A 12,035-nucleotide genomic window follows, 5' to 3' on the forward strand; every position below is an offset into this window, starting at 1 on the left:
GACTTTCTGTCGGTTCACTGGTCGGAGGCGTCGGACTTGTCGACGCCGTCCCAGACGTTCGCGTACCAGGGCCGGCGGGCGGCCCCGGACTCGGCGCGGGACTGCCTGGCCGCGCCGGGGCCGACGACGATGTACCCGGTCTCCCCGGGCATCACGTAGTGCAGCCGGCGCCGGATCTGCTGCTCGGCGTAGGAGTCGTCCTGCCAGCGCGCCTTGAGGTCGCGCAGCTGCTCGACCCGCTTGCGGGCCTGCTCCTGCTGCCGCTGGAGGTCGGAGATCTGGGCGCGCTGGGAGACGTACTGCCGCATCGGATAGGCGAGCGCGACGACCATCGAGCACAGCACCAGCGCGAGCAGCGCCGCGCGGCCGGTGAGCCGGGAGCGGCGGGCCTGGCGCCTGGTCTGGGAGCGGTAGACCCGCGCCGCCGTCTGCTCGCCGAGCTGCCGCAGCCTGGTCGCGGTGGAGAAACGGTCCCGGTCCTTCACGGCCATCGGCCCCTCCGCCTCCCCTTGTGTCCGGGTCTCACACGTGCGTACGTCCCCGGACACGGTACGGGACCGGGTCCGGGGACGTACGTACGACTGGCTAAGACGTAGCCTCTACGGGCTCAGCCCTTGGAGATCTGCGCGTTCCCCCTGAAGCGCGGGAACGCGCTGCGGCCGGCGTACACCGCGGCGTCGTCGAGGATCTCCTCGATGCGCAGCAGCTGGTTGTACTTGGCGACGCGCTCGGAGCGGGCCGGGGCGCCGGTCTTGATCTGGCCGCAGTTGGTGGCGACGGCGAGGTCGGCGATGGTGACGTCCTCGGTCTCGCCGGAGCGGTGGGACATCATGCACTTGAAGCCGCTGCGCTGGGCCAGCTCGACGGCGTCCAGGGTCTCGGTCAGCGAGCCGATCTGGTTCACCTTCACCAACAGGGCGTTGGCGGTGCCCTCCTCGATGCCGCGGGCGAGGCGCTCGGGGTTGGTGACGAACAGGTCGTCGCCGACCAGCTGGACCTTGTCGCCGAGCTTGTCCGTGATGACCTTCCAGCCGGCCCAGTCGTCCTCGAACAGCGGGTCCTCGATGGAGACGAGCGGGTAGGCCGCGACGAGCTCCTCGTAGTACTCCGTCATCTCGGCGGCGGAGCGCTCCTTGCCCTCGAAGAGGTACTTGCCGTCCTTGTAGAACTCGGAGGCGGCGACGTCGAGCGCGAGGGCGATCTGCTCGCCGGGGACGTACCCGGCCTGCTTGACGGCCTCGAGGATGAGGTCGAGGGCCTCGCGGTTGGAGCCCAGGTTCGGGGCGAAGCCGCCCTCGTCGCCGAGGCCGGTGGACAGACCCTTGGCCTTCAGGACGGACTTGAGGGTGTGGTAGACCTCGGCGCCCCAGCGCAGGGCCTCGGAGAAGGACTCCGCGCCGATCGGGGCGATCATGAACTCCTGGATGTCCACGTTGGAGTCCGCGTGCGAGCCGCCGTTGAGGATGTTCATCATCGGCACCGGCAGCAGGTGCGCGTTGGGGCCGCCCAGGTAGCGGAAGAGCGGGAGGTCGGACGCCTCGGAGGCGGCGTGGGCGACGGCGAGGGAGACGCCGAGGATGGCGTTGGCGCCGAGGGAGCCCTTGTTGTCGGTGGCGTCCAGGTCGAACATGGCCTGGTCGATCAGGCGCTGCTCGGTGGCGTCGTAGCCGACCAGCTCCGGGCCGATCTGCTCGATGACGGCGAGGACGGCCTTCTCGACGCCCTTGCCCTGGTAGCGGTTCGGGTCACCGTCGCGGAGCTCGATGGCCTCGAAGGCGCCGGTGGAGGCGCCGGACGGGACGGCGGCACGACCCGTGCTGCCGTCGTCGAGGCCGACCTCGACCTCGACCGTGGGGTTGCCTCGGGAGTCCAGGATTTCCCGGGCTACGACGACGTCGATGGACGGCACGAGCATCTCCTTCTTGGATGTGACGCTGGAAGTGCGGGGCGTGGTGCCTTACGGCTGTGCCTTGCGACTAGAGCCTAACCGTCCCCGGGGCGCCGGCCACCGACCGACCGTCCCGTGGACGGGAGAGACACGCAGACGGTACCCATTGTTCACCCACGGAACAAAGGGGCCGCGCGGTGAGGCCCGGCTGAAGAGTGGGGAAACAGCGCGGAGAAACGAAAGACCCCGCCCCGGCGCGTACGGGGGAACACGCGCCGGGGCGGGGAGTCCGTGGGGACGGGGGTGGCCCTCACGAGGCCTTCAGTGTGCGGGCCGGGGATGTGAGGGCACTGTGGGTCCGCTCGGAGCCGGGTGTCACTTCAGGTGCAGCTGCTGGCCCGGGTAGATGAGGTCGGCGTCCTGGACGATGTCCTTGTTCAGCTGGAACAGCTTCTGCCAGCCGCCCGCGACGTGGTGCTTCTCGGCGATGGCGCTGAGCGTGTCGCCCTTGACGACCTTGTACTCGCCGTCGCCCTTCTTGACCGTCTTGCCGGCCGGCGTGGTGACGGTCTTGCTCGCCTTCGGGGCCGTGCGCGTGGTGGAGCGCGTGGCGTGCTGGTCGGTGGAGCGAGCGGCCGCGCCGGTGCTCGTGCTCTTGGTGGTGGTGCTCTTGGTGGTGGTGCTCTTGGTGGTCGTCGGGGCCGAGCCGTTGTACGGGGTGCTCGACAGGCCCGTGCCGCAGACCGGCCAGGCGCCCTTGCCCTGGCCCCCGAGGACCTTCTCGGCGACGGCTATCTGCTGCGCCTTGGTGGCGAGGTCGGCGCGCGCGGCGTAGGCGGTGCCGCCGTACGCGGCCCAGGTGGAGTTGGTGAACTGCAGGCCGCCGTAGAAGCCGTTGCCCGTGTTGATGGACCAGTTGCCGCCGGACTCGCACTGGGCGACCGCGTCCCACTGGGAGGCGGTGGCGGCGGAGGCGTTGCCGGCCGCCATCAGCGGGGCGGCGACGGCGGCGCCGGTGACACCGACGAGCGTGACGGCGCGAACGGCCTTGGACGGACGACGGTGCTTGCCCTTGCCGGAGAACAGCATGGATCGATCCCCTCACCGACGCCTGCGAGGTGAGCTGTCGGGTTCGGGCCGGTTGAGTTGCCCGGCCGCACACTCGCTCTCTCGCGAGGCGCGGCTTCACCCCGAGCCGGTCCAGCGTCAACCGCTGGGCCCGGCACTTACCTTGGGTCCCCCGCTCCTGCCTACGGCGCTTGACGCGACGACTGTTCCCGGGCGGTCGCTGGCAGGATTCGGCGTTGCGACTGCCGGGGCTCGTGGTGACGAGCGGTCCTGACCGTAGACATGCGTTCGGCGGAATTTCAAAGACGATCAGGGCTTCTGAGACTCATCCCACACTTTCACCAAACCGGACATCAGTCGCGAAGTGGGGCGTCAACTCCCGCTGGTCGTCGCCCTATTCGCCCGGGACTTTCAGGGTCTGACCGGCGGTGATGTGATCCGGGTCGGCGCCGATGACCTTCTTGTTGCCGGCATAGAGGGCATGCCACCCGCCGTCGACGTCAAGGGAGTCGGCGATGGAGGCGAGGGAGTCGCCCTCGCGGACGGTGTAGGTGCCGGGCGCACCGCCGGCGTGACGGCCCGACGATGCGGCGTTCTGACCGTTTGTCACACTTTCGTCCGCGCTCTCGCCGCGGTGACGTCCGCCACTGCTGAGCGCACCGGTGTCGACCAGGCTCCAGGAACCCGCACTCTGCTGGTATTTGTCCGGGTTGTCGGCACTCGGGGTCGCTGTGGGAGAGCTGTCGCCTCCCTGTGAACTTCCGCCGTCAGGCGAGCCGGACTTGTCAGTCTTGTCGGACTTGGGGGTTGCGGTCCCGGCGGAGTCGCCGGTGCCGTCCGTGGTCCCGGCGCCGTGCTTGCTCCGGCTCGGGGCCGGCGTGGCGCTCGCATCCGAGGAGGAACCGGCCGAGTCCGAGCCGGAGGCGCCCGAACCGGAGTTGGAGCCGGAACCGGAGCCGGACGAGGACGAATCCGGCAGACCGGACGAGTCGGAGCCGTCGGTCGAGCCGGAGGCGTCACTCGAACCGCTGCCGTCGCCGGAGCCGCCGACACCGGGGTCGACGTCGACCGAACCGGAGTGGGAGGTCAGCCCGGCGGTCAGCGCGCACATGGCCCACGGCGTGGTGCCCTGGTCGGCGAGGATCTTCTCGGCGACGGCTATCTGCTGCGAGCGGCTGGCCTGGTCGGCGCTCTCGGCGTACTGCGTGCCGCCGTACTTGCCCCAGTCGTCCTGCGAGATCTGCAGACCGCCGTAGTAGCCGTTCCCGGTGTCCGCGCTCCAGGAACCGCCACTCTCGCACTCGGCGACCTTGTCCCACGTGGTGCCGTCGGCCGCGTTGGCGCTCGCGGCGCCGAGCAGCGGGATGGCGATGGCGGAGCCGGTCACGCCGGCCGCGACGAGGAGGGCCGGAGCCTGGCGGGGGCGACGGTGACGACCGTTCCCGGAGAGCATGCGGGAGCCTTTCGTGCGACAGCGGGGCCGGCGTGGCGACGTCGTGCTTCTCGCCACGCTGATGGGTGAACGTATCGGCAGACGATCACTAGTCACAAGTTCATGCCGCGCAGATCACGTGAAGATCACGGAGTTGAATGTTTGTCATCTCCTTGTGAACGGCCCCCGATATCCCCGCTCGTCCGTTATGTCACCCGTCGGAACGGCGATGCCTCACGCGCCGCGCGCGGGGCGGCGGCGACGATGGACTCGACATGACCCCGGGGGCTTCCCGTCCAGGAGGACACGATGGCGCGGCACACCCGGCTGCCCGGCGAGTCCGCGGAGTACCTCGCCGCACGCGAGGAACTCCGCGACGCCGAGATCGACCTCATGCGCCACCGCGAGAGGGTCGCGGCCCTGCGCAGAGCGCTTCCGCAGGGCGCCGAAGTGGGCGACTACGTCTTTCTGGAGGGCCCCTCCGGCCTCGACGCCGGCGACACGCCCGTCCACGAGGTCCGGCTGAGCGAACTGTTCACCGGCGGCCCCGGCCGGCCGTTGATCGTCTACCACTTGATGTACGGCAAACGGCAGACCGACCCGTGCCCGATGTGCACCCTGTGGATCGACGGCTTCAACGGCGTCGCCCACCACGTCGCCCGGAACGCCGACCTCGTCGTCGTGACGGCCGCCGACCCGCCCACCCTGCGCCGGCACGCCCGCGCTCGCGGCTGGTCCCGGCTGCGGCTGCTGAGCGCCGGGGACAGCACCTTCAAGTACGACCTGGGCAGCGAGGACGAGGACGGTGTGCAGGACTCCACCGTCTCGGTCTTCACCCGGGACGCGGACAGCACGGTCCGCCACTTCTACTCCGCCCACCCGCGCATGGCCGAGGACATCGACCAGCGCGGCATCGACCTCCTCAACCCCGTCTGGCACCTCCTCGACCTGACGCCGCAGGGCCGTGGCGACTGGTTCGCGAGCCTGGACTACTGAGCGCCGCCCCTGGACCACCGATCGCCGGTGCCTGGACCACTGGTCGCCAGTGCCTGGACCACTGGTCGCCGGTGTCCGGACTCCGGTCGCCGGTGCCGTGACTACTCGTCGCCGGTGCCTGCCCGGACCGGCGTGAACTCCACGGGCAGGGTGCGCAGGCCCCGCATGATGAGCCCGCCGCGCCACCGGAGGTCGGCCGGATCGACGGCGAGCCGCAGGTCGGGCAGGCGGGTGAGCAGGGTGGCGAGCGCGGTCTGGCCCTCCAGCCGGGCGAGCGGCGCGCCGAGGCAGTAGTGGATGCCGTGGCCGTATCCGAGGTGCTGGTTGTCGCGGCGGGCGAGGTCCAGCACATCCGGGGCGGCGAACCGCTCCGGGTCCCGGTCCGCCGCCGCGAGCACCACGAGCACCGGATCCCCCGGCGCGATGTCCTGTCCGCCGATGGTGAGCGGCTCGGTGGCGAACCGCCAGGTGGCCAGCTCCACCGGGCCGTCGTAGCGCAGGAGTTCCTCCACTCCGGTCTCCAGCAGGTCCCTTATCCCCCTGGCCAGGGAGTCCTGGAGGCGTTCGCGCTGCGCGGGGTGCGTGAGCAGGGCATAGGTGCCGTTGCCGATCAGGTTGACGGTGGTCTCGAAGCCCGCGAACAGCAGGATGAAGGCCATCGCCGCGGCCTCGTTCTCGGTGAGGTGCTCACCGTGGTCGGAGGCGCGGATGAGACCGGAGATGAGGTCCTCGCCGGGCGCGGGCTCGGCGGGCAGCGCCTCGCGCTTCTTGTGGATCAGCTCGGCGAGGTAGCCGCGCATCTTCTTCACGGACCGCGCGACCCCGCCCCGCGGTCCTCCGCCGTGTCGGATCATCATCCCGGCCCAGTCCCGGAAGTCGTCCTGGTCCTCGCGCGGGACGCCGAGCAGGTCGCAGATCGCGTAGATGGGCAATGGGAAGGCGAACTCGTGGATGAGGTCGGCGGAGCCCTTCGCCGTGAACCCGTCGATGAGGCGGTCGGTCAGCTCCTGCACCCGGGGCGCGAACTCGGCGACCCGGCGCGGGGTGAACGCCTTGCTGACCAGGCGGCGCAGCCGGGTGTGGTCCGGCGGGTCGATGTTCAGCAGATGGGTCATCAGCTCGGCCTTGCGCTCGCCGGGGATGCCGGTCTTGCCCTTGGCGTGCGCGGGTTCGTCGTGATGCGCCGGGTTCTTGCTCAGCCGCTGGTCGGCGAGGGCCTGCTTGGCATCGGCGTACCGGGTGACCAGCCAGGCCTCGACACCGCTGGGCAACCGCGTCCGGTGCACCGGCGCGTGCTCGCGCAGCCAGGCGTAGGCGGGGTAGGGGTCGGTGGCGAACTCCCAGGTGAACAGGGCGGGAGCGGGGTCCGGGGCCGGGCCGGGGGCGGACTGGGGGTGGGGCTGGGGGTCGGGCTGGGGGTCGGGCTGGTCGGTCACTCGTCGACCGTATCCGGATCCGGGTGGGCCTCCGCGTCCCGGTGGTCGCCGGGAGCCGTGGGTATCGCCTCTGGGGCGACCCCCTCCGCCTCCCGGATGGCCTCCCGGTACGCGCGCGCCGCCGCGCGCAGGGCCGCCTCCGGGTCCACGCCCTCCGTCTCGGCGCGGGCCGCCAGCGCCAGCAGCTGGTAGCCGATGCCCTCGCCCTGCGGAAGCGGCACGTCCAGGCCCGCCGTACGCGCGCGGGAGGCGAGCTTGGCGGCGAGGGCCAGGCCGGGCTGGCCGAGCGGGACGCCCTCCGTGACCGAGGTCCGCTGCTTCTCCTCGGCCTTGGTGCGCAGCCAGTGCGCCTTGACGTCCTCCGGTGTCTCGGCCTTCTCGTCGCCGAACACATGCGGGTGGCGGTGGACGAGCTTGGCGACGATGCCGCCGGCCACGTCGTCGACGGAGAACGGCGCGTCCGGGTGCTCCTCGGCGATCCGGGAGTGGAAGACGACCTGGAGCAGGACGTCGCCCAGCTCCTCGCGCAGCTCCTCGCGGTCGCCGGCCTCGATCGCCTCGACAAGTTCGTACGCCTCCTCGATGGCGTACTTGGCCAGGCCCTCGTGGGTCCGCCGGGAGGACCAGGGGCATTCGGCGCGGATCCGGTCCATGACCTGCACGAGGTCCAGCAGACGGGCGCCGGGCAGGTCGTAGGAGGCCGGGAGCAGTTCCAGATCGGGCATGGCGACACGGCCGGAGCCGGCCAGCCGGGCCAGGCCGTCGGTGAGCGCGGGCTCCCCCTCGCCGGTGGCCACGACCACCACCGTCCGCCCGCCGGCGCAGGCGTCGACGAGCTCCTGCGCGGTGGGGGACGCCTCCTGCACCGCTATGCCGGCCTCGCGCAGATACGGCAGCTGCGGATGCGCTCCGTCCGCGCACAGCACGGCGTCGGCGGCGCGCAGGGCCTGCCAGGCGGGCCAGGACAACAGGCCGGGGGCGACGCGGTGGCTGGTGGTGAGCAGGACGATGCGACCGGGGTCGGCGGCGGGGGCGAGGCCGGAGCTGGATGCGTTCACGATCCGAACGTAACCCACGGCGGCGGGGAGCGGATTTGGTTGTCCACAGGGCGGGGACGGTCGTGTGATCGTATGACCGGGCCTGCTCGGTTGCCCGAGCAGGCCCGGCTGACCCGCCGTACGTGCCGTACCGTTCCGGCGCCCGGGCCGGCCCCTCGCTACGCCGTCGCCGGCTGTCCGCCCGAGGCCGTCGTGACCTCCCGTACCCAGGGCGTCCTGGCGTCCACACGGCTGCTCTTCTGCACGTCCCAGGCGCCGTAGCGCGGGTTGACGTCGATGTGGAGTTCCTGGGACGCCTTGGACAGCGCCTTCCAGAAGTCGGGCTGGGTGGTGTCGGTGCCCAGCTGCCTGGCCAGCTTCTGCGCCTCCAGCTGGAGCCGGAGGTTGTCGTTCAGGCGGGCCGGGGCGATGCCGTACTTCTGCAGCCAGGCCATCTGCAGCCCCTTGGCGCCGCCGGCCTGCTGCTCCAGCCCGGTGCGCATCTGCTGGATCTCCTCGCGGCTGACCGTGATGCCCGCGTCCTGCGCGGCACGGTTCAGCACCCGGTCGAGGACCATGTTGTGCAGGGTGTCCCGGGTGAGGCTGCTGGTGGAGGCCAGGACCTGCTGGTACTGGGTCTCGTCCGGCACCGCGGCACGCTGTGCCCGGCGGACCTCGTCGACCCGGTTCTCCAGCTGGGCGACGGTGATCCGCTGCCCTCCGACGACGGCCGCGGCGCCCGGATGCGCATCGTTTCCGCAGGCGGTCAGCAGGGGTGCCGCGGCGGCGATCGCGGCGGTGAGGACGAGCGCGGTGCGACGGCGGCGGTGCAAGGAGACCTCCTGGGGGAGATTGTGCGACGGTGCACAAAGTCTTGCGGTGATCGATGGTAGGCAGCGCCTCAGCTCAGGCCAACCCATTCGACCAACGATTCACCACGACTTCGGGCACCGTCGCACCCTCGCGCGCTCAGCCCGTGATGGCCACCGGGCCGTCCCACGCGTCACGGTCCACGGTGATCGTGTAGCCGTTGCGCGTCTCCTTGCTGTTCACGAGGTACTGGTGACCGCGGCTGTGGTCGGTGAACTGGGTGGAACCCCACGGCCAGTCACTGGTCGTGGTGTATTCCTTGTCCCACAGCGCGTACCAGAGGTTGCCCGGCAGATCCGTCTTGTCGGTGGCGGTGGCGATCGCCTTGGCGCTGGAACTGGTGAAGCCGTAGTAGCCGCTGCGGTACGTCTTGGCGCGCAGTTCCTTGTCGAACGCCCGGACGTACGTCAGCACGGCGTTGTTGCACGACGTGTTGGTGATGTCGTACGGCTCCATGTCGAGGAAGACTGGGCTGCCGGCCTTCATGCCGAGGGCCGACGCCTTGGACACCGCGTCGTCCGCGTCGGTCTTGCCGAGCGAGGCGGCCGTGGTGGCGGTGAGCTTCTCCGGGTTGGAACCGGACTGGCAGGGCGGCTGGGCGCCGACGTAGATCGGGATGAGCTTCCAGCCGACGGCACTGACCGACTTCACCCAGGAGGCGGTGAGGTTGGGCTGGGAGCAGCCGCGGTTCCTGCCGCCCACGTAGACGGCGGCGGCCCCGTAGAAGCCGGTGTGCCAGGCCTTCATCGCCGACAGCGAGGGCGCGGCGCAGGTGTCGAACGCGTGGCCGGTGAAGGTCTTCTGCGCCGGCCAGGTGGTGGCGGCCATGGAGGTCTGCGCGGCGATTCCGGCGCCGGCGAGGACGGCGGCCCCGGCCACCGCCCACGTGATGTATCTGCGCTTCTTCGACTGCCTATGACCGGCCATGAAACCCACCCCTGTCGTACGTGCCTGGCAAAGCGAAGCGCAACCTATCCCGCGTTGATCAAGCCTTCGGGAAACCCAATCCCCCGATGATCACAAAGTTTCGCCAGGGAACGGCAAAGAACTATCCGCGCACCTGTCCCAGCCACTGCAGCGTGCGCCGGATCTCCACGGCCATCGGAGAACCCGGGCCGTGCAGCCGCTCCACGTCCATCAGCAGCCGGGCGAGGGTGTCGTGGGCCGACGGCCGGTCGCCCAGGGCGAGCAGTAGATGGCCGATGCGCCGGCGGACGTCGTGGGCGAGCTGCGGGTCGCCGGAGACGTACTGGTTCTCGTAGTACGGCAGCAGCGCGCGGTACTCGGCGAGCGCCGCCGCCGGCTGGCCAAGCTGCTCCAGGCACTGCGCGGCCTCGTAGCGGTAGCGCAGGGACTGCGGGTCGGCCTGACCGGCCTCCGCGGCGCGTTCGTCGGCGAGGCGGCGCAGTTCGGGCAGCGCGCGCCGGTACTGGCCGTCGTCCATGAGCGTGGCCGCGTACTGCTTGCGCAGGGTGCGCACGACCGGGGAGTGCTCGCCGTGCTGCTCGGCGGCGGCGGGCAGGATCGCGCCCAGGATGTCCACGGCCTGGGTGATGCGTCCCTCCCCCAGCAGCCGCTTGACCTCGTCCACGGCGGCGGCGACGTCGGGCTTCTCGGCCATCGGCGGCGGCGCCACGGGGGCGGGCCGGGGCGCGGGGGTCCGTGCGCGGTCCGGCCAGGGGGCGTGCGGGCGCAGGAAGGGGCGCGTGGGGTCCAGGGGCGCCCCGGTGGGCGTGCCGCGCGCGGGCAGGAGCGCCGCCAAGTGCTCGTAGACCTCCTGCGCGGAAGCCGGCCGGTGCTGCGGGTCCTTGGCGAGCAGCCGCAGCACGAGCGTCTCCAGCGCCTCGGGGACCTCGGGGCGGATACGGCGCACGGGCAGCGGAGGCTCGTACAGGTGCCGGTGCAGCACCCCGAGCGCCGTGGAGCCCGCGAACGGCACGTCACCGCTGAGCAGTTCGTGCATCAGCACACCGAGCGCGTACAGGTCGGTGTAGGGGCCGACCGCCCCGCCCATCGCCTGCTCCGGCGCCATGTACGCGGGCGAGCCGATCGGGGAGCCGGTGTGGGTGAGGCGAGTGGTGTCGGTGTTCATCACCGAGGCCACGCCCAGGTCGAGCACGGTGACCGTACCGTCCTGCTTCACCATCACGTTGCGCGGCTTGAGGTCGCGGTGCACGATCGGCACGGCGTGCACGGCGCTCAGCACGGCGCACAGTTGCGCGGCCACCGCGACCGCCCACTGCCACGGGTACGGATCGTGCTCGGCGAGATGGTCGGACAGGTCGGCGCCGTCGACGTACTGCATGACGAGGAACAGCTCCTCGCCCTCGCTGCCCGCGTCGTGCACGGTCACCAGGCCCGGGTGGTCCACCTGCGCGGTCACCCGGCACTCGCGCATGAACCTGCGGCGCAGTTCGTCCGCCTCCTGGCCGGCCACCTTGTCGGGGCGCAGCAGCTTCACCGCCACGCGCCGGTCGAGCCGCCGGTCGTACGCCGTCCACACCTGGCCCATGCCGCCCTGCCCGATGAGCGTGGACAGTTCGTACCGGCCGGCGACGACACGTCCTGTCGTCACGGTCACCTTCCGCCCTCGGGGCCGTCGGGCCGGCCGTCGTGCTTGCGCAAGTAGTCGCTCAGCTCGTCCAGTTCGGCGCGCACCTGGTCGATGTGGCTGGGCGCCGGGCGCTGCGGCGGCGGGGTGGTCACCGGCGGCTGGGGCACGGGCGTATGCGGCATCGGGGGCGGGATGTGCGGGGGGTGCGGCGTGCTCGGCCTGCTCGGCGCGGTTGTCGCGGTGAACGGCGAGACGGACTGGGGATATCCGTAGCCCGGCCCCAACGGCACCTGCCCGGTGTAGGCCTGGCGGAGCCGTTGGAAGTGGCGTATGTCCGCGTAGAGGTAGTAGGCGACGCAGGCGACGGCGTTCAGCAGCAGCATGCTCATGCCCAGAGAGCCGTTCGGCGAGCTGAAGTCGTCGGTGTGGTCGGTGCTGAAGAGTGCGAAGCAGATGCCGAGGACGGTCACGGATCCGCCGAAGAACCACCACTCGGCGGGCCTGCGGGTCACGATCGCCGCTCGCAGCGGCGCCACCCAGGCCAGGAATCCGATACTGAAGAGCGCCACCGCCACGAAGATCACGCGCAACACGACCAGCACCCCGGTCGAGGGTGGCTGCGGCGGAGGCGGCGCGTAGCCGTGGCCTTGCATGGCTGCTCCTGGAGGCCTGATGCGTGCGGACGTGTGTGCTGGGTCCGAGCGTATAGGCCGCCAGGGACAGCCGGTCCCGGGTGTACCGAACCGTTGCCGCG

11 protein-coding genes and 1 riboswitch are annotated in these 12,035 nt (G+C 71.1%); of the genes, 1 reads left to right on the forward strand and 10 read right to left on the reverse strand.

What is annotated here, in order from left to right; all coding sequences use genetic code 11:
* Positions 1-14: 14 nt before the first annotated feature.
* The 4 genes from SRB17_RS28935 to SRB17_RS28950 all read right to left on the reverse strand — a co-directional run bounded on the left by SRB17_RS28935 (position 15) and on the right by SRB17_RS28950 (position 4,409).
* Complete coding sequence (locus SRB17_RS28935; protein ID WP_153543122.1) at positions 15-491, reverse strand: FtsB family cell division protein; 477 nt, start codon at positions 489-491, stop codon at positions 15-17.
* Positions 492-607: 116 nt separating this feature from the next.
* A complete protein-coding gene (eno, locus tag SRB17_RS28940; RefSeq protein WP_153543123.1) occupies positions 608-1,915 on the reverse strand; it encodes a phosphopyruvate hydratase in 1,308 nt (435 codons plus the stop codon).
* A 348-nt stretch (positions 1,916-2,263) separates the two neighbouring features.
* Positions 2,264-2,977, reverse strand: a complete 714-nt coding sequence (locus SRB17_RS28945) for a transglycosylase family protein (RefSeq protein WP_153543124.1) — start codon at positions 2,975-2,977, stop codon at positions 2,264-2,266.
* A gap of 4 nt (positions 2,978-2,981) precedes the next feature.
* A riboswitch (cyclic di-AMP (ydaO/yuaA leader) is annotated at positions 2,982-3,156 on the reverse strand.
* A gap of 194 nt (positions 3,157-3,350) precedes the next feature.
* Positions 3,351-4,409 (reverse strand): transglycosylase family protein, encoded by a 1,059-nt coding sequence (locus SRB17_RS28950; protein WP_153543125.1) that lies wholly within the window; start codon positions 4,407-4,409, stop codon positions 3,351-3,353.
* Between the two features lie 288 nt (positions 4,410-4,697).
* Here SRB17_RS28950 and SRB17_RS28955 point away from each other — a divergent pair, with 288 nt between their 5' ends.
* Positions 4,698-5,384 carry a DUF899 family protein gene (locus SRB17_RS28955; RefSeq protein WP_153543126.1) on the forward strand — a complete coding sequence of 229 codons (687 nt, stop codon included), beginning with the start codon at positions 4,698-4,700 and terminating at the stop codon, positions 5,382-5,384.
* 101 nt (positions 5,385-5,485) lie between these two features.
* On the opposite strand, the gene SRB17_RS28960 is transcribed toward SRB17_RS28955, so the two are convergent.
* The 6 genes from SRB17_RS28960 to SRB17_RS28985 form a co-directional block, all read right to left on the reverse strand.
* Positions 5,486-6,820, reverse strand: a complete 1,335-nt coding sequence (locus SRB17_RS28960) for a cytochrome P450 family protein (RefSeq protein ID WP_416237097.1) — start codon at positions 6,818-6,820, stop codon at positions 5,486-5,488.
* Positions 6,817-7,896: a nucleoside triphosphate pyrophosphohydrolase gene (locus tag SRB17_RS28965; RefSeq protein WP_416237098.1), complete on the reverse strand. Its 1,080-nt coding sequence runs from the start codon at positions 7,894-7,896 to the stop codon at positions 6,817-6,819. The genes SRB17_RS28960 and SRB17_RS28965 overlap by 4 nt, the downstream gene beginning before the upstream one ends.
* Before the next feature lie 140 nt (positions 7,897-8,036).
* Complete coding sequence (locus SRB17_RS28970; protein WP_153543127.1) at positions 8,037-8,690, reverse strand: SurA N-terminal domain-containing protein; 654 nt, start codon at positions 8,688-8,690, stop codon at positions 8,037-8,039.
* 136 nt (positions 8,691-8,826) lie between these two features.
* Positions 8,827-9,654 (reverse strand): glycoside hydrolase domain-containing protein, encoded by an 828-nt coding sequence (locus tag SRB17_RS28975; protein WP_153543128.1) that lies wholly within the window; start codon positions 9,652-9,654, stop codon positions 8,827-8,829.
* 121 nt (positions 9,655-9,775) lie between these two features.
* Positions 9,776-11,266: a serine/threonine-protein kinase gene (locus tag SRB17_RS28980; protein ID WP_153543500.1), complete on the reverse strand. Its 1,491-nt coding sequence runs from the start codon at positions 11,264-11,266 to the stop codon at positions 9,776-9,778.
* Positions 11,267-11,304: 38 nt separating this feature from the next.
* Positions 11,305-11,934, reverse strand: a complete 630-nt coding sequence (locus SRB17_RS28985) for a hypothetical protein (protein WP_153543129.1) — start codon at positions 11,932-11,934, stop codon at positions 11,305-11,307.
* Between the last annotated feature and the right edge of the window lie 101 nt (positions 11,935-12,035).

Source organism: Streptomyces sp. RB17 (assembly GCF_009604455.1).
Classification (GTDB): domain Bacteria; phylum Actinomycetota; class Actinomycetes; order Streptomycetales; family Streptomycetaceae; genus Streptomyces.